This is a genomic window from Pseudomonas rhodesiae (assembly GCF_007858255.1).
GTDB lineage: Bacteria > Pseudomonadota > Gammaproteobacteria > Pseudomonadales > Pseudomonadaceae > Aquipseudomonas > Aquipseudomonas rhodesiae.
Genome location: NZ_VFEU01000008.1, coordinates 1 through 18217, shown reverse-complemented (window position 1 = coordinate 18217; position 18217 = coordinate 1). Strand labels below are relative to the sequence as shown.

Annotated in this window: 15 protein-coding genes and 1 pseudogene; 6 read left to right on the top strand and 10 right to left on the bottom strand. The window is 62.1% G+C overall.

The annotated features are described in order from the left end of the window. Positions 1-2 precede the first annotated feature (2 nt). A complete protein-coding gene (locus FIV35_RS14010) occupies positions 3-3098 on the bottom strand; it encodes a multidrug efflux RND transporter permease subunit (protein WP_034137025.1) in 3096 nt (1031 codons plus the stop codon). Then, complete coding sequence (locus FIV35_RS14005; protein ID WP_034137026.1) at positions 3095-4261, bottom strand: efflux RND transporter periplasmic adaptor subunit; 1167 nt, start codon at positions 4259-4261, stop codon at positions 3095-3097. Before FIV35_RS14005 ends, FIV35_RS14010 begins: the two co-directional genes overlap by 4 nt. Before the next feature lie 214 nt (positions 4262-4475). Between FIV35_RS14005 and FIV35_RS14000 the strand changes: the two genes are divergently transcribed. Together FIV35_RS14000 and FIV35_RS13995 are read left to right on the top strand one after the other, a co-directional pair. After that, positions 4476-4709, top strand: coding sequence for a hypothetical protein (locus FIV35_RS14000; protein WP_034137027.1), 234 nt, complete (start codon positions 4476-4478; stop codon positions 4707-4709). Positions 4710-4873: 164 nt separating this feature from the next. Continuing rightward, a complete protein-coding gene (locus FIV35_RS13995) occupies positions 4874-5662 on the top strand; it encodes a transporter substrate-binding domain-containing protein (RefSeq protein ID WP_034137028.1) in 789 nt (262 codons plus the stop codon). A 28-nt stretch (positions 5663-5690) separates the two neighbouring features. On the opposite strand, the gene FIV35_RS13990 is transcribed toward FIV35_RS13995, so the two are convergent. The 6 genes from FIV35_RS13990 to FIV35_RS13965 form a co-directional block, all read right to left on the bottom strand. Beyond that, positions 5691-6434 carry a YkgJ family cysteine cluster protein gene (locus FIV35_RS13990; RefSeq protein WP_034137029.1) on the bottom strand — a complete coding sequence of 248 codons (744 nt, stop codon included), beginning with the start codon at positions 6432-6434 and terminating at the stop codon, positions 5691-5693. Between the two features lie 102 nt (positions 6435-6536). Beyond that, complete coding sequence (locus FIV35_RS13985) at positions 6537-7019, bottom strand: GNAT family N-acetyltransferase (RefSeq protein ID WP_034137030.1); 483 nt, start codon at positions 7017-7019, stop codon at positions 6537-6539. Positions 7020-7022: 3 nt separating this feature from the next. Beyond that, the gene (locus FIV35_RS13980) at positions 7023-7925 is read right to left on the bottom strand and encodes a chemotaxis protein CheV (RefSeq protein ID WP_034095979.1); all 903 of its coding nucleotides are present in this window, start codon (positions 7923-7925) and stop codon (positions 7023-7025) included. 64 nt (positions 7926-7989) lie between these two features. Next, positions 7990-8964, bottom strand: a complete 975-nt coding sequence (locus tag FIV35_RS13975) for a 2-hydroxyacid dehydrogenase (protein ID WP_034137031.1) — start codon at positions 8962-8964, stop codon at positions 7990-7992. Positions 8965-9083: 119 nt separating this feature from the next. Continuing rightward, positions 9084-10052: a LysR family transcriptional regulator gene (locus FIV35_RS13970; RefSeq protein WP_034095981.1), complete on the bottom strand. Its 969-nt coding sequence runs from the start codon at positions 10050-10052 to the stop codon at positions 9084-9086. 99 nt (positions 10053-10151) lie between these two features. Further along, positions 10152-12347 (bottom strand): hypothetical protein, encoded by a 2196-nt coding sequence (locus FIV35_RS13965; RefSeq protein ID WP_146374987.1) that lies wholly within the window; start codon positions 12345-12347, stop codon positions 10152-10154. 190 nt (positions 12348-12537) lie between these two features. Between FIV35_RS13965 and FIV35_RS13960 the strand changes: the two genes are divergently transcribed. The 4 genes from FIV35_RS13960 to FIV35_RS13945 are packed head-to-tail and all read left to right on the top strand — an operon-like array spanning position 12538 to position 17298. Next, complete coding sequence (locus FIV35_RS13960; RefSeq protein ID WP_034137033.1) at positions 12538-14049, top strand: efflux transporter outer membrane subunit; 1512 nt, start codon at positions 12538-12540, stop codon at positions 14047-14049. Positions 14050-14059: 10 nt separating this feature from the next. Next, positions 14060-16237: an FUSC family protein gene (locus FIV35_RS13955; protein WP_034095983.1), complete on the top strand. Its 2178-nt coding sequence runs from the start codon at positions 14060-14062 to the stop codon at positions 16235-16237. Beyond that, the gene (locus FIV35_RS13950; protein ID WP_034095984.1) at positions 16227-16427 is read left to right on the top strand and encodes a DUF1656 domain-containing protein; all 201 of its coding nucleotides are present in this window, start codon (positions 16227-16229) and stop codon (positions 16425-16427) included. Before FIV35_RS13955 ends, FIV35_RS13950 begins: the two co-directional genes overlap by 11 nt. 10 nt (positions 16428-16437) lie before the next feature. Beyond that, positions 16438-17298 (top strand): efflux RND transporter periplasmic adaptor subunit, encoded by an 861-nt coding sequence (locus tag FIV35_RS13945; RefSeq protein WP_034137034.1) that lies wholly within the window; start codon positions 16438-16440, stop codon positions 17296-17298. Between the two features lie 26 nt (positions 17299-17324). Here FIV35_RS13945 and FIV35_RS13940 read toward each other — a convergent pair whose 3' ends face one another. Next, positions 17325-17780 (bottom strand): hypothetical protein, encoded by a 456-nt coding sequence (locus tag FIV35_RS13940; RefSeq protein ID WP_231980871.1) that lies wholly within the window; start codon positions 17778-17780, stop codon positions 17325-17327. Further along, positions 17770-18217: pseudogene (locus FIV35_RS13935) on the bottom strand (hypothetical protein); the annotation flags it as partial. The gene FIV35_RS13940 and the pseudogene FIV35_RS13935, both read right to left, overlap by 11 nt.

Genomic DNA, 18217 nt, shown 5'->3' with positions numbered 1-18217 from the left:
CCTCATTCTGTGGTCGCCAGCGCGGGCGCTGGTGTGGGCCGATGGAAAATTTTTTCGAGGTACAAGTATATGACCGGCGTGGTGAACAGGGTCAGCGCCTGGCTCACCAGCAGCCCGCCGACCACCGCGATACCCAGCGGTTGGCGCAGCTCCGCACCTGGCCCGGCGCCGAGCATCAGCGGCACCGCGCCAAGCAGGGCGGCCAGGGTGGTCATGATGATCGGCCGGAACCGCGTGACGCAGGCTTCATAAATCGCTTCCTGGGGCGCCAGCCCGCGCACGCGCTGAGCCTCCAGGGCAAAGTCGATCATCAGGATGCCGTTCTTTTTCACAATGCCGATCAGCAGCACCAGGCCGATCAGCGCCATGATCGAAAAGTCCTGGCCCATCAAGGTCAGCATGATCAGCGCGCCAAGGCCCGCCGAAGGCAGGGTCGAGATGATCGTCAGCGGATGCACGAAGCTTTCGTACAGCACCCCCAGGATGATGTACACCGCCACCAGCGCCGCGAGGATCAGCCATGGCTGGCTGGCCAATGAACTTTGGAACGCCTGGGCCGCGCCCTGGAAGGTGCCGATGAGGGTGCTGGGCATGCCGATCTCGGCCTTGGCCTGGTCGAGCATGATCACCGCATCCCCCAGCGCCACACCGGGTGCCAGGTTGAAGGACAGGTTGGCGGCCGGGAACATACCGTCATGGCTGATGGACAACGGCCCCACGGTCGGTGGGTCGACCTTGGCCAAGGCCGATAGCGGCACCATCTCGTTGGTCAGCGGCGAGCGCAGGTAAAAGTAGTTCAGGCTCTCGGCCTTGCCGCGTTGTTGGCGGTCCAGCTCCAGCACCACTTGGTATTGGTTGATCTCCGTCTGGAATTCGTTGATCTGGCGCTGGCCGAACGCGTCATACAGCGCTTGATCCACATCGGTGGCGGTCAGACCGAACCGCGCGGCGGCCTGCCGATCGATGCTGATGTGGGTGATGCTGCCGCCCAGTTGCAGGTCATTGGACAGATCGCGAAAGGCCGGGTTGGCGCGCAGTTTTTCGGTGAGGCGCTGGGTCCAGGTGTTGAGCGTCGGGCCGTCGTTGCTCTTGAGCACATATTGATATTGGGCGCGGCTGGGGCCGGAGCTGAGGTTGATGTCCTGGCCGGCGCGCAGGTACAGCACGATGCCCGGAACCTTGGCCAGTTTCGCGCGGACGCGGTCGATAAACTGGCTGGCCGATACATCACGCGACCCGCGATCTTTCAAGGCGATCCAGAAGCGGCCGTTGGCGATGGTCTGGTTGCTGCCGGTCACCCCAACCGCATGGGAAAACGCCTGCACCGCCGGGTCGTCCTTGATGATCTCGGCCAGTGCTTTGTGCTTGGCGACCATGTCCGGGAACGACACATCGGCCGCCGCCTCGCTGGTGCCGAGCACGAAGCCGGTGTCCTGCACCGGGAAGAACCCTTTGGGAATAAACACGTAACCGACCACGGCCAACGCGAGAGTCACCCCGAAGATCGCCAGCATGCTGCGCTGATGGGCCAGTGCACGCCGCAAGTTACGCGCATAGCCGGCCAGCAGGCGCTCGCTGAAACCGGGTTTGGCATGGGCGTGATGGCTGGGCGCGCGCATGAATAACGCGGCCAGGGTCGGTGCCAGGGTCAGGGACACCACCACCGAAATCAGGATGGTCGAGGTGGCGGTCAGCGCGAACTCCTTGAACAGGCGTCCGACCACGCCGCCCATGAACAGCAGCGGGATAAACGCCGCCACCAGCGAAAAGCTGATGGACACCACCGTAAAGCCGATCTCGCCGGCACCCTTGATCGCCGCCGCGCGTTGATCGAGGCCGGCCTCCAGGTGGCGGTGGATGTTCTCCACCACCACGATGGCATCGTCCACCACAAAGCCCACGGCGATCACGATGGCCACCAGGGTCAGGTTGTTCAGGCTGAAGCCCATCAGGTACATCAGGGCAAAACTGGCGATCAACGACACGCCGAGCACGCTGGACACAATCAGCGTGGCCGACAGTTGGCGCAGGAACAACGCCATCACCGCCACCACCAGCAGGACCGCGATCAGCAAGGTCACTTCCACCTCATGCAGCGAGGCGCGGATGGTCTTGGTGCGGTCGCTCAGCACACTGACCTGCACCGAGGCTGGCAGCATGGCTTGCAGGCGCGGCAATTGCGCCTGGATGCGGTCCACGGTCTCGACGATATTCGCGCCGGGCTGGCGTGAGATCACCAGGTTTACCCCGGGTGTGTCCCCGGACCAGGCCTGCACGTAGGCGTTTTCCGAACCATTGATGACCTTGGCGATATCGCGCAATTGCACCGGTGCCCCGTCCTTGTAGGACACGATCAACCGTGCGTAGTCCTCGGGATCAAACAACTGATCGTTGGTCGACAGGGTCGATACGCTGTTATCGCCGTAGATCGCGCCCTTGGCCAGGTTCAGGCTCGACTGCTGGATGGCCAGGCGGATATCGGCGAGGGTCAGGCCGATGGCCGCGAGTTTGTCGGGGGAGGCTTGCACGCGGATCGCAGGACGTTGCTGACCGGTGATGTTGATTTGGCCGACGCCGTCGATCTGGCTGATCTGTCGGGCTAGCAGGGTTTCCACGTAGTCGCTCAGTTCGGTGCTGGGCATGCTGTCGGAGCTGACGCTTAGGATCAGCACCGGGCTGTCCGCCGGGTTGACCTTCTTCCAGGTCGGCAAACTCGGCATATCGCTGGGCAGCTTGCCGGACGCGGTGTTGATCGCGGCCTGCACTTCCTGGGCGGCAGTGTCGATGCTTTTGTCGAGGGTAAATTGCAGAGTCAGCAGGGTGGAGCCCAAGGCGCTGCTGGAGGTCATCTGGGTCACGCCGGGGATCGCGCTGAATTGCACTTCCAGCGGCGTGGCCACGGACGAGGCCATGGTGTCGGGGCTGGCGCCGGGCAACTGGGCGCTGACCTGAATTGTTGGAAATTCCGCCTCCGGCAGTGGCGCGATAGCCAGGCGCGGGAAAGCAATCAGCCCGAGCAGCACCAGGGCGAGGGTCAGCAGCAAGGTGGCGACCGGATGGTCGACACACCAGGCCGACGGAGAGCGGCTGCCGTTCATGGCTGCACCGTGGCGTCGACGGTCTGGATCACCTGGGGCGGCTCTTTGAGCACCTCGACCCGGGCGCCGGCCTTGAGCCGCGACTGACCATCGCTGACCAGCACATCCCCGGCCTGCACACCCTGGATCAGGCTGAGGTCGCTGTTCTGATAGGTGACCTGCACCGGCACCACCTCGACCTTGTCACCGTTGACCCGGTACACAAAGTGCGAATCCAGACCACGCTGCACCACGGTCGGCGGCACTACCAGGGCATTTTTGTCGAGGGCGGTCTGGATTTTGATGGTCACCAGTTGCCCCGGCCACAGGCGCTGGGCGGGGTTACTGAACTCGGCCTTGGCGCGCAGGGTGCCGGTGGTGGAGTTGATCTGGTTGTCGATCAGGCTCAGATGGCCCCGGCCCAGTAAATCGCCAGTATGGCCGTCGGTGTCGGCGCCCAGATAGGCGTCGACACTGGCTTTTTCCGGCGCGGCGATCAGGCCTTGCAGGGTCGGCAGCATCTGCTGCGGCAGGGAAAATTCCACGGCGATCGGGTCGATCTGCGTCACGGAAAACAGCCCCTGGGCATCGCTGCTGCGCAAGAAGTTGCCTTCATCCACCGTGCGAATACCGACTCGGCCACTGACCGGCGAACGAATCTGCGTGTAGGAAAGCTGCACTTGAGCCGAATCAATCGCCGCCTGGTTGCCCTGGGCGGTGGCCTTGAGCTGGTTGACCAGGGCTTGCTGCTGGTCATAGGTCTGCTTGGACACGCCGTCATCGACACTCAACGCCTTGTAGCGCTTGAGGTTGACCAGCGCCACCTGCAACTGCGCCTGGCTCTCGCCCAACTGCGCCCTGGCCTGATCGAGGCTGGCGCGAATCGAGCGGTCATCCAGAGTAGCCAACAGGTCACCGGCCTTGACCCACTGGCCTTCCTTGACCAGCAATCGGGTGAGAATACCGTCCACCTGCGGGCGCACTACCACACTGTGCAGCGACAACACCGTGCCGATGCCGCTGACAAACCGAGGCACATCCTGCTGCGTCACGTTCACAACCCGAACCGGGATCGCGCTGGGCGCCGCCAGCCGGGGCTTGGCCGGGCGGGTCACGGCCCAGAGGGCAATCGCGGATACCACGAGGACAACCGCGATCAGGGCGGTTTTTCGCTGAATGTGCATGGGCTGAGGCGCCGGGACAGAGGAGTGAAAGGGTTGGCCGTCTTTATAGCCCGCCAACCCGGTCAGCAAGGTGACTGCTAACTGACAGCGCTGTCAGCAAACGCCGACCATTCGTACAGGCGGTGGTTAAAGATCCGAGGCGGGCAGGTATACTGCGCGCCAGCGAAGCCCGCAAGCCGGCTTCGCTTCATTTTTTGCATGCTCCGGAGCTTCCATGAATTCCCCGACACAATCCCCTGTTGAAGCGGCCGACCTCGCCGATCCGGCCAACGCCGAAGGCGTTGAAAAGGCCGAGATCCCGGCGTTCAAGTTTCCCTTCAAGCCGGGTGAGCTCGCCGGAGCCAAGAACGCCGCACAGCCTTGGTACAAGAACGGCGCCAAGAACGGCCACACCAAAACCCCGGGCATGGCCCCGCCGGGCACTCGGCGCTCCATGGGTAAACGCTGAGAATAAAGTCGGTCGGTTAGTTATGGCGTTTGCCTACAAATACTGCTGATATTTCTGCTTGTAGGATGACATCCGTTTCCAGAAAGCTTGCCAGCTTCTGCCATGCCCCCAGGGTTACCGCGCAGGGATGGTGAAGTTGGTCTTTCCGGAAAAGGATGTTTCCCGTGGCTTTGATACACCTGTGTGTAGCGCTTGCCCTGTTGCTGTCGGTGGATGCCGTGGCGGCCGCTGAGCAACCGCGTGACGAAATCCGTTTCGCCGTTGCCGCACAATTCCCTCCGTTCCAGAGTCGCAACCCGCAAGGGCAACTGGTCGGCTTGAACATCGAGTTGGGCAATGCCTTGTGCGTGCAATTGAATGTGCGCTGCACCTGGGTCGACCAAGTGCAGGTCGAAGACTTCCGTGCGTTGGATGCCCGCCACTTTGACGCAATCATGGGCATTGCCCCCACTTCCAAACGGCGACGTTGGGCGAACTTCACCGATCTTCTCTATCCCTTTACCACCCGCCTGGTGGCGCGCAAAGCCTCCGGCTTGCAGCCCTCTGCCCGCTCGCTCAAGGGCAAGCGTGTCGGCGTGCTGCTGGGCAGTAACCGTGAAGCCTTCGCCCGCTCGAAATGGTCGCCCAAAGGTGTGATCGTCAAAAGCTTCTGGCTCAATGACGAACTGGTCCGCAGCCTGGTGGCGGGGGATATCGATGCCACCTTGCAAGGCACCGTGGAAATTCGCGAGGCTTTACTCGATACCCCCGAGGGCCAGGCTTTTGACTTTCTGGGCCCTCCCGTTTCCGCCGAGTTGCTGGGCGATGGCGTGGCGATTGCGGTGCGCAAGCCGGATACCGCGTTGCGCCAAGCACTCAACCGCGCCCTTGAGCAGCTTATGCACAACGGCGAGTATCAGCGCATCGTTCAACCCTACCGCCTCGATGCCCCGCCCATCGGGCATGACGGATAGTATGTGAGCAGCCGAGGGGCGCAGCGACTTACGCCGCCCGCAACGGGATAAATGCGTAGTTGGCCGGCACCTCGGTCGCAATCTGCGCCCCGGCATCCAGCACCTGCTCGGCGATGTCCAGCCCAGACACATGAAACACCCATTCATTAGGTACTTTCGGTTGCTGCGCCGCGTGGTCAATCGCCTGGGCAAACGCGCCCATGTCCGGCAAGTAAGCCGTGAACCCATCGCCCTTGAGCGCGGTGGTGCGAATGCCCAGCAGTGCACACACCGCTTCCTTGGTCTGCACGTCGTCGCGGTCGGCCTGACGGGAGCGTTCAATCAACTGCGCCAATTCCCGATCCACCAATTGACCACCGACGATCAATGCCGGCCCCTGTTCCCAGGACTCCGGCGGGCATTCTTTGGCGGCAGGGTTCAACGGGATATGCGGGTTGATCTCCATCGGGTAGATGCGACACACCAGCGGGCGCCGTTCATAAATGCGGCATAGGTTGTCTTCGTCAAGATTCCGGCAGCGTCCGGCGTTATAGGCGGCAAACGTGATGGCCACAAATGCTTCGGCAGTGCCGCTGGGAACCACCACCGACCGCCGTTCGGCATGCTCGCGTTGATGGGCGGGCAGGCCCAGGCCGTTGCCGAGAAAGCCTTCCACCAGAACGATGACATTTCCGCCGTCGGCCGCCCACATACGGGCTTCGTCGAGGGTCAGCGGGACATGGTGGTCGGAACAGCATTTGCCACAACCGACGCAGGAAAAATGGGTATTCATGGCGGATCTGTTACCAGGCTAGGTCAGAGGGCACGCGGCAACGGTGACGGGTTTTTACCTCTGTTCGCCGTTGTGCGACTCTGGAAGCAAGTTATGCGCCAGTCACTCGCGATCAACCACGTCGCGCAGCACGAAGCCCATGCCCGCGCTTTCATACAGCCGCCGGGCGCGCAGGTTGCTTTCCAGTACTTTGAGGTCCACGTAGGGTTCGCCGCGCTGCTTGAACACCTGGAACGCGTGCAGCAACAACGCCCGCCCCAGCCCCTGGCCCTGAGCGCAGGGATGCACGCAGAGGTTCTTGATAAACGCGCTGGTCCAGCATTGCGCCACGCCGAGAATGCCCGACTGATTGCTGGCCACCAGACACAGGGTGGGGTCGAACTCCGCATCGGTGGTGAACTGAGCCTGCCAGGTGGGTAGGTCGGGCACGCGCCCGCCGCCTTGGTCCTGGGTCATGCGCAGGACCGCATGAATCGCCGGCGCCAGTTCTTCTCGGTAATGATCCAGCTGCGTACCGGCCGGCCACTGCGGGGCGGGCAGGCTGCCGCCGAGCGGGCGGCGTAGCAGTTGGAAATACTCAACCATCGATCAGCGGCCTTGTTGCGCTACGGTCTGAGCGGCGACCACCAGGCACTTGGTCAGTTCTGGGGAGGAAAACTTGGTCAGCACCGCGTTAGCCCCGGCCAGGCGTGCTTTTTCGCTGTTCATGGCGCTGTCCAGGGAGGTGTGCAGCAGCACATAGAGGTGCTGGAAATCCGGGGTTTCGCGCAGAGTGCGGGTCAGGGCGTAACCGTCCATTTCGGACATCTCGATGTCCGATACCACCACGTTGATCTCTTCGCCGGTGCCTTGCATTTCAAGCAGTACGTCGATGGCTTCCTTGGCACTGCGCGCGGTGTGGCAGGTCAGGCCGAGGTTGCGCAGGGTGTGCACCGACTGCTGCAACGCCACTTGGCTGTCATCCACCACCAGAATCCGCGCATGGCCGAGCACTTCGGCTTCTTCCATGGTCAGGTCGGTGGGTGCGGTTTCAATCGGTGCGGGGGCTATGCCGTGGATCACTTTTTCGATGTCGAGCACCTGCACCAGGCCGCCTTCCACCTGGGTCACCCCGGTGATAAACGCGCGGTTGCCGCCGGAGCCGTAGGGCGGCGGGCGGATATCGGTGGTCAGGCAGTGCACGATCTTGCTCACCGCCTGCACATGCAGGCCCTGCTTGGAACGGCTCACATCGGTGACGATCAGGCAGCCACCGTTCGGATCTTCCAGCGGCATCTCGCCGAGGGCGCGGCTCAGGTCGATCACCGACAGTGAGGAGCCGCGCAGGGTGGCGATGCCTTTGACGTGCGGGTGGGACTCCGGCAGTTTGGTCAGCGGCGGGCAAGGGATGATTTCGCTGACTTTCAGCAGGTTGATGGCCATCAGCTTGCCGCTGCGCAAGGTAAAGAGCAGAAGCGAGAGTGAGTCTGCGCGGGCTTTGGAGGTAGGCATAAAAACCTTCTGTGAATCAGGGAGGACGATCTATGGAAGGTTATCGACCTCCGCGGCCCAGGCTTTAGCCCTTCCACACTTGCGGGTTCACCAGGTCCTGGGGCCTGTGCCCGAGCAGGGCGCTGCGCAGGTTGTCCAGGGCGCGGTTGGCCATGGCTTCGCGGGTTTCGGTGGTGGCCGAGCCGATGTGCGGCAGGGTCACGGCATTGCTCAGTTGGAACAGCGGCGACTCGGCCAAAGGTTCCTGTTCGTAGACGTCCAGCCCCGCGCCGCGAATGATGTGGTTCTGCAAGGCATGGATCAGCGCCGGCTCGTCCACCACCGGGCCGCGGGAAATATTCACGAGGATGGCGCTGGGCTTCATCAGCCCCAGCTCGCGGGTGCTGATCAGGTGACGGGTCTTGTCGCTCAACGGCACCACCAGGCAGACGAAATCCGCTTCGGCCAGCAACTGGTCGAGACTGCGAAACTGCGCACCCAGTTCCTGTTCCAGCGCCGGTTTGCGGCTGTTGCCGCTGTACAGGATCGGCATGTTGAAACCCAGACGCCCGCGCCGCGCGACCGCCGCTCCGATATTGCCCATGCCGACGATGCCCAGGGTCTTGCCATGCACATCGCAGCCGAACAACGGTGCGCCGACGCTGGCCTTCCATTGCCCGGCCTTGGTCCAGGCGTCCAGCTCGGCCACGCGCCGCGCACTGCTCATCAGCAGGGCGAAAGCCAGGTCGGCGGTGCTTTCGGTCAGTACGTCGGGGGTGTTGGTGAGCATGATTCCACGCTCGGTGAGGTACGGCACATCGTAATTGTCGTAGCCCACCGACACGCTCGATACCACCTCCAGCTTGGCCGCGCCTTCGAGCTGCGCGCGGCCCAGCTTGCGGCCCACGCCGATCAGGCCGTGGGCGTGGGGCAGGGCTTCAGCGAACTGCGCATTGATATCCCCCAGCTTGGGGTTGGGCGCGATGACTTCGAAATCCTGTTGCAGGCGTTCGATCATCGGCGCGGTGATGCGGCTGAAGGCGAGGACAGTCTTTTTCATGGCAGGCGGGGCTCATCGACTACGAAAGAATGCCAAGCACGCTAACATTCCTGCCGGCGGTTGTCAGGACACCGCCGAGCCAATCTGAGCACAGGCCCCAATGGGTTGTTTGTTGGCCATCAATTAGCCAACCGCACCCCACCCAAGCTGCCGCTTAATTCATACGCCACCAATTCGGCCTGATGAGCCGCCAGAATCTCCGGCAGCGAGCCGCGCAGGTATTCCACCCAGGTCTTGATCTTCGCATCCAGGTATTGGCGTGATGGGTAGATGGCGTACAGGTTCAGCTCTTGGGAGCGGTAGTTGGGCATGACCCGCACCAGGGTGCCGTTACGCAGGCCTTCGATGGCGGCATACACCGGCAGCAGGCCGACGCCCATGCCGCTGGTGATGGCGGTTTTCATCGCATCGGCCGAGTTCACCAGGAACGGCGAGGTGTTGATCGCCACGCTTTCCTGGCCTTCGGGGCCATTGAACGTCCATTTGTCCAGCTGGATCACCGGGCTGACCAGGCGCAGGCACGCGTGGTTGAGCAAGTCCTGGGGGCGCTGTGCGCAACCTTTGGTCTTGACGTAGTCCGGCGAAGCGCAGGCGATGCTGTAGGTAATGCCCAGCCGCTGGGATACGAAACCCGAATCCGGCAATTCGCTGGCCAGCACGATGGACACGTCGTAGCCCTCGTCGAGCAGGTCCGGCACGCGGTTGGCCAGGGTCAGGTCGAAGGTAACGTCCGGGTGCGTGCGGCGGTAGCGGGCAATGGCATCGATCACGAAATGCTGGCCGATGCCGGTCATGGTGTGCACTTTGAGTTGCCCGGCGGGACGGGCGTGGGCGTCGCTGGCCTCGGCTTCGGCTTCCTCGACATAGGCGAGGATTTGTTCACAGCGCAGCAGGTAGCGTTTACCCGCCTCGGTGAGGGCAATGCGACGGGTGGTGCGGTTGAGCAAGCGGGTTTGCAGATGGGCCTCAAGGTTGGAGACCGCGCGCGAGACGTTGGCCGTGGTGGTGTCCAGTTGGGCGGCGGCGGCGGTGAAGCTGCCCGCTTCGGCCACGCAACTGAAGGCGCGCATGTTTTGCAAAGTGTCCATGGGGGGTTCTCAAGGGCGATGGCAAATTGTGACATGAAGTTGCCAGCAGGTGTGTATCCACTGGGCACGACCTAAGTCGAGGAAAACGCCCGCCAGCGCTCATTGCAATGTCCAGGCCTCGCTGACTTTCGCCACATAATGCGGCATGTAGGCCAGCAGCATCTGGTCCAGTGCCTGTCGCGTCCGCGCACGACTTTCCGGTGTCGGCGCCGCAAGCGCGTCGGCGGCCTGCTGTGTCAGCGTTTCAACCGCCTGATCGAGTGCCGGGCCGATGCGCCTGAGCGCGTCCAGCTCAGCGTTCAGGACACTGCCCGGCGATTGTCGGCCCATGGCGTCGAGCAACTTCGACAGGTCTTCGCTGTGTGCCTGTATATAAAGGTCCCAGCCGGGCCTGTCGTCGGGGTTGGCCAGGTAGCGGCGGGCGATCGGTAGCAGGTGGTCCAGCGAATCGGTGCCCCATTGCTCCTTGTGCAGCGATTGCCGGGTGCGCAAGGACTGCAACTGGACACCGGTGTAGTGGCTGATCGGTTCCGACAAGGCCAGGTCGCGATGCTTGTCGCGGGTATGACGGGTCAGAAGCACCACCGGTTGCCCATGCTTGATCTTGACCAATACATGGATGGACGGTTGTCGGGCGGGGTCGAGCAGCGAAGCGCTGATGGAGCGGATCAGTTCTTCCCAGTCAAAGGTCTGCTTACCCAGGGCTGCGAGTACTTCGCGCAGTGCCGCGGCCACCCCTTTTTTGCACTTGAGCGGGGCGATATCAATGGACAGGTAGTCGCCACTCAGATGTGGATCGTCGGATGTTCGGTGGCTGAGCTCAAGGGTCACGCCTTTACCACCCTCGGCTTGGGATGAGACCGAGGCGCTTACCGACCCGCTCAGTATTTGGCTCGGGGCCTTTATTTGATAGACGCACAACGCCTGCGGACGCAGAAGGGCGCGGTGCTGCTGGATCAGGTCGCGTATGTCGGCGTTTACCACTGGATCGACAGGTCCCAGGCTCTGAAGCAGTACGTAGCGCTCCAGCAGCGAGTGGGCCTGTTGAGTACGCAGGTCAACCACGGCGTTTGCGCGCGATGAGTTGAGCTGTTGAACAAAGTGTCGGCTGCTGGATGCCACATGCGCATTCAGATCCTCCAGCAGCTTGAACAGTGTGTCCGATGATGATTGCCGGGCGGCCAGTTGCTGCCGGGCTAGCCCCGGCGCGGTGTCGTACAGGCCTAGGATATCGAGCGTCTTGGATTGGACAGTGCGTTGCAATGTGAGCGCCATCGAAGTGTTGACCTTCAGGAAGCTGAAGACATCCAGCGCCAGTTTGCTGTCTGCAGTCATTTTAAAACCGCGTTCGGTCATGAGCGGCTGGTCGGTGTGTTGCAGGCAGGGCAATTCAACGTCGCCCAGGCCTTTGCCGGCCAGTGCCTCCCGGGTGTAAGGCTGGCTCTGTGCGCTGTAGTCCCGATGCCTTTGCAAATGAAAACGGTCACTCAAAATGGCCGGAAGATTCCGTACCGTCCGGGCGATATTTTCACTTAGGGATGTACGCACGGAGTGGCTGCGGGCGTCGGCATAGTGCCCAAGGCTTGGGTATTCCCGTGAAGATAAATAGCCAATTCCCAGTTGATGACCTGACGTGGCCGCCGTCACGTTCGCTAGTGTCGAGTTCAGCTTGCCCAGTAGGGCAACCACGCGGGTGCTCCTGATGCGCTGGTCGTCGGTAATTTCCACCAGGGAGTCGGCTGACAGGTAAGGTCCTGCACTTAACTGCCGCGTGGATTCCAGCGCGAATTCGTAGCCAAGGTGGCGATGGTTGATGCGTTTGCCACCGGCATCGATATAACCCAGCGCTGACAACACGCCTTGGGTCAGATGCGCGTGCCTGGCATCGCTGGCAGCGGCGCGGAACTGCCACTTGAGCGCGCGGCACAAACGATAGTCGGCTTCGATGTCCGGAGCATCGGCGCTGCGGTGGCGCTTGAGCAGGTGCTCGGCCTTTTTGAAAAAAACATAGCAGTCGGGTAGTTCTTCAGCTGTCAGCTCCAGCCTGGCCGGACTGTTGGACAGTGTGCGGTGAAGCGCTTCGATCGCCTGTTTATCACGCGGGTCGCCGGCCAGGTTCACCACTTGTTCCAGCACCGTGTCGAGGATCCAGCGCACATCGCGTTGCAAAGGCAACATGCCGGGGGTCAACGGTTCGGGATGGATATGCAGTTGCCTGCGCAAGCCTCTGGCACAGGCGTCGGCGGGTGTCAGATGGGCGGCAGTGGGGGCAATGACGCTCAAGGGAGGAAGCATGGGCGGCTCCGCAAGGTTGACTATCGCCCATTCTGTAGGGTTCTGCGCACCGAACTATGTAGGGCAAGCGCCAGGATTATCGCCTGAACGGTAACAAAGATTCACAGGAATGCCTGCTTATCGACATCCCCCGCGCGCCCTAGAATTGCGTCACCTCTCCCGCTTCACCCATCTCAGGAATTCGCTTGCCGTGCCGCGTCGCATCAGCAGAGAGCTGAAGACTCTCAGTGTTTGGGCTTTATCGTTAGCAATCAGCGGCTGCATCGGAACCGGAGGAATCGCCCCACAAGGCCAGGCCCTCGACGCCAATCAACTGGCCACCGACGAGGCGATCCAGCACGCCGCGCAAGACGCCCATTGGCCCACCGTGCAGTGGTGGCAAGCCTACGGCGACCCGCAACTGGATCACTGGGTCGACCTCGCTACCCAGCACAGCCCAAGCCTGGCCATGGCGGCGGCGCGAGTGCGTGAGGCGCGGGCCATGGCCGGGTTGGCCGAGTCGGCCGAAGCGCTGCAGGTCAACAGCGATACCACCCTCAAACGTCACAACTGGCCCAAGGATCAGTTCTACGGCCCTGGCGAGCTGAGCGGTGCCAACACCTGGGACAACAATACGTCCCTGGGCTTGAGCTACGCCCTGGACCTGTGGGGTCGCGAAAGCAACGCCACCGAGCGCGCGGTGGACCTGGCGCATATGAGCGCCGCCGAAGCGCGTCAGGCCCAGCTCGAACTGCAAAACAACGTGGTGCGCGCCTATATCCAACTGTCGTTGCACTACGCCAATCGCGATATCGTCGCCGCCACATTGGCCCAGCAACAGCAGATCCTCGACCTGGCCAACAAACGCCTCGACGCCGGGATTGGCACGCATTTGGACGTGAGCCAGGCCGAATCGCCGTTGCCGGAAACCCATCGGCAACTGGATGCGCTGGACGAAGCCATCGCCCTGAGCCGTAACCAATTGGCGGCGCTGGCGGGCATGGGGCCGGGGCAGGGCGCGCAGTTGCGGCGGCCGAGCCTGTCCCTGGCCGCGCCGCTCAAGTTGCCGGCGAGTGTCCCCGCGCAACTGCTTGGCCAACGCCCGGATGTGGTTGCCAGTCGCTGGCAAGTGGCAGCGCAGGCGCGGGGCATCGATGTGGCCCATGCCGGTTTCTACCCCAACGTCGATCTGGTCGGCAGCCTCGGTTATATGGCCACCGGCGGCGGCATGCTGGAATTTTTGGCCGGCAAAAAATTCAACTACAGCGTCGGCCCGGCCATCACGCTGCCGATCTTCGACGGCGGCCGCCTGCGCGCGCAACTGGGCGAAGCCAGCGCCGGCTATGACATCGCGGTGGCACGCTACAACCAGACCCTGGTCAATGCGCTCAAGGGCATCAGCGACCAGTTGATCCGTCGCGAGTCCATGGACAAGCAGCAGACCTTCGCCGCGCAATCGGTGGCCTCGGCGCAGAAAACCTACGACATCGCGATGATCGCCTATCAGCGCGGCCTCACTGACTACCTCAACGTGCTCAACGCCCAGACCCTGCTGTTTCGCCAGCAACAGATCGAGCAGCAAGTGCAGGCCGCGCGCCTGAGCGCCCATGCCGAACTGGTGACCGCCCTGGGCGGTGGCCTCGGTGCCGGCGACGACGTGCCGGCACCCGCCAAGACCGTTCCGAGCAAGACCCCGGCGGCGCTGGCCGCGTTCGATCACTGAGTAGGTTGCGATGACTCCCTTGCCTGCACCGCTGCGCTGGCTGCGTTCCCTTGAGTGGCGCCGTGGTTTCTTCGATTGGGCACGCAGCGACGGCGTGACCTGGGTATACATCTTCAAAGTGCTGATCGCGGCATTCCTTACGCTATGGCTGGCCATGCGTCTGGAGTTGCCACAACCGCGCACCGCGATGATCACGGTATTTATCGTGATGCAGCCGCAGAGCGGCCAAGTGTTCGCCAAGAGTTTTTACCGCTTCCTCGGCACCCTGGCGGGGTCGGCGGTGATGGTCTTGTTGATCGCCCTGTTTGCGCAGAACACCGAGTTGTTTCTCGGTGCGCTGGCGATCTGGGTTGGCATTTGCACCGCTGGCGCCACGCGCAACCGCAACTTTCGCGCCTATGGGTTTGTGTTGGCCGGGTATACCGCCGCGATGGTCGGCCTGCCGGCCCTGGCGCATCCGGACGGCGCCTTTATGGCGGCAGTCTGGCGTGTGCTGGAGATCTCTTTGGGGATCATCTGCTCGACCCTGGTCAGTGCCGCGATCCTGCCGCAGACCTCCAGCGCCGCCATGCGCAACGCGCTCTACCAACGCTTTGGCGTGTTCGCGCTGTTCGTCACCGATGGCCTGCGCGGGCGCAGCCAGCGCGACGGCTTCGAGGCCAGCAACGTGCGCTTTATCGCCGAAGCCGTGGGCTTGGAGGGGCTGCGCAGTATCACGGTGTTCGAAGACCCGCACATGCGTCGGCGCAACGGTCGCCTTAGTCGCCTCAACAGCGAATTCATGAGTATCACCACCCGCTTCAACGCGTTGCACCAGTTACTTGAACGCCTGCGCACCGATGCCGCCGACCATGTGGTGGCCGCGATCAAACCGGGCCTGCAAGACCTCGCCGAAGTGCTCGACGGTTTCTCCGGCCGCGCCCTCACCAGCCCCGATGCTGCGCGGCTGGTCAACCAGCTCAGCGCCTACAAGGACAGCTTGCCGGCCACGGTGCGCAGCCTGCGGGCGCGCTTTCAGGAGGGCAACCCCAGCGACGCCGAACAGCTGGATTTTCACACCGCCTATGAGTTGCTGTACCGCTTTGTCGACGACCTGCACAACTATGCGCAAACCCACGCCTCCCTGGCCGAGCACAGCCATGCGCGGGAAGACTGGGACGAACCCTACACACCGAAAACCAACTGGCTGGCCTGCGCCGCTTCGGGGATTCGTGCGTCGTTCATCCTGATCGTGCTGGGCAGCTACTGGGTGGCCACCGCCTGGCCCAGCGGCGCAACGATGACGATGATCGCAGCGGCCACCGTCGGCCTGTCCGCCGCCACGCCCAATCCCAAGCGCATGGCGTTCCAGATGGCCTGCGGTACCTTGATCGGTGCCCTGGTGGGCTTTGTCGAAATGTTCTTCGTGTTCCCCTGGATCGATGGCTTCCCGTTGCTGTGCGTGATGCTCGCACCGGTGATCATCCTGGGCGCATTCCTTGCCTCGCGCCCGCAATACGCCGGTGTCGGCGTGGGCCTGCTGATCTTTTTCAGCACCGGCTCGGTGCCGGACAACCTCACGGTCTACAACCCCTACACCTTTATCAACGACTACATCGCCATGATCATCGGCATGCTGGTGTGTGCGGCGGCGGGGGCGATCATCCTGCCGCCCAACAGCCGCTGGTTGTGGCGCCGTCTGGAGCAGGACCTGCGCGAACAAGTGGTGTACGCCATCAGCGGCAAGCTCAAGGGCCTGGCCTCCAGTTTCGAGAGCCGTACCCGCGACCTGTTGCACCAGGCTTATGGCCTCGCCGTCGGCCAGCCGCAAGTGCAGCGCAACTTGCTGCGCTGGATGTTTGTGGTGCTGGAGGTCGGCCACGCGATCATCGAGTTGCGCAAGGAACAGGCGATCCTGCCGGTGCACCCGGCGTATGCCGAATCCCAGCCGTGGCGCCAGGCGATTCGCGTGATGGGGCGCTCGCTGGTGCGGCTGTTTCTGCAACCCAGCGCGAGCAACCTGGAGCGCGGGCTGGTCGCGGTCGACCATGCGATCAGCCGCGTGCAGGCCACCGATGAACCCTTCGCCCCGCACTTCGATACCTCGGCCCTGCGCCGGGTGAAAAGCTACCTGCACTTTATCCGCACCTCGTTGCTGGACCCGCAATCACCCCTGGCGGCCCTCAAAGGAGCCCCGCATGCCCCGTGAAATCGCGTTCCACGGCATTTATATGCCGACCATGACCCTGATGTTCCTGATTGCCGCAGTGCTGGCCTGGGGCCTGGATCGCTTCCTGGCCGGCTTCGACCTGTACCGGTTTTTCTGGCATCCGGCGTTGCTGCGCCTGAGCCTGTTCGTTTGCCTGTTCGGCGCCCTGGCGCTGAGCGTCTACCGTTGAGAATGCACTGATGAAAAAGTTTTTCAGCCTGCTTGCCACCTTGCTGGTACTGGCCCTGGCGATCTGGATTGGCCACACATTGTGGGTGCACTACATGCAAACCCCGTGGACCCGCGATGGCCGTGTGCGCGCCGACATCATCAATGTCGCCGCCGACGTTACCGGTGAAGTGGTCGACGTGCCGGTGCGCGACAACCAGTTGGTAAAAAAGGGCGACCTGCTGATGCAGATCGACCCGGAGCACTACCGCATCGCGGTCAAACAGGCCCAGGCGCTGGTCGCCTCGCGCAAAGCCACCTGGGAAATGCGCAAGGTCAACGCCCACCGCCGCGCCGATCTGGACGCCCTGGTCATCTCCAAGGAAAACCGCGACGACGCCAGCAACATCGCCGACTCGGCCCTGGCCGATTACCAACATGCGCAGGCCCAGCTGGAAGCAGCCGAACTCAACCTGAAACGCACTCAGGTCGTGGCGGCCGTGGACGGCTACGTCACTAACCTCAACGTTCATCGCGGCGACTACGCCCGCATCGGCGAGCCCAAGATGGCCGTGGTGGATATGCACTCGTTCTGGGTCTACGGCTTCTTCGAAGAAACCAAGTTGCCCCATGTGAAAGTCGGCGACAAAGCCGATATGCAACTGATGAGCGGCGAGACGCTAAAGGGCCATGTGGAAAGCATCTCCCGCGGCATCTACGACCGCGACAACCCCGAAAGCCGTGAATTGATCGCTGATGTAAACCCGACCTTCAACTGGGTACGCCTGGCCCAGCGGGTGCCGGTGCGGATTCACATTGATGAAGTGCCTGAGGGCGTGGTGTTGGCGGCGGGGATTACCTGCACGGTGATCGTTGACCAAGCGCAGAATTGAAAGTGGGGGACAGATCAGGCACTGCTTCAGGTTTTTGCGTGGGCTCTTATTTTTCGTCGACGTTTGACCCGCAGCATGCTGACGTAGCGGCGATGGTTTCTTGTGTTAAGGATCAGCAGGCAGAACAGCGATTGAAACAATGGAAATAGCGCAAACAAGGTAACGGGGTGGTTACCTAAGTATTCCGCTGCAAGCAAAGCGTTCAAAATTGCAACACTCACAAGTGCGGGGGGGCCTGAACGAACCCCCCTCATCACCAAGGCTAAACCAATACACATAGTCATCACGAGTATGGCGCTTGCCGCTACCGCGTATGCGCTGGGGAGATAGTGGATTCGGGTGTAGTAAGACAGGCTATGTGACAGATTGCCCGCGCTACTGACCAAGCTCATCGAAACCGCGGTTCCTACAGTGAAAGCGAAGCGCTTGGTGTAGATGCGAACTGTACCGGAGGGCTGCAAGGGCTTGACTTTAGTGATCATAGCTCTCGAACTCCTCATAAATTGCGATGATGATGTGGTTGATATTTCCAGATAGGCTGCTGCCAGTCACGGCAAGAATGGCGCCCAGCTGATCGCCAAGTTGAAGGAGAATGTCCTGGCGTAGTTGGGGATTGCTTAAGCGTTTGGGAAGTTTCCCGGCCAGCTGTTTTAGTCGGATTATTTCTCGGGGATGACGGGGGTTTTGCAGGCGTAGTATTTCGTTGGTCAGTTTTGCGCGATCCTGGCGGCTCATGTGTCTTAAAATATCAGTCAGGTTGCGACCCGTCGCATGTTTGATAGTCATGACGGTTCTAAGGAAACTCTGAAAAAGACTTTCTGATTTGGCAAAATACCGCGACCCCACCCACCGAGTTTCCCGATGAAGCAGATGACCTTCGCCGACGCCGAGTACGCTGGCAAGCGCAAGCAAACCCGCA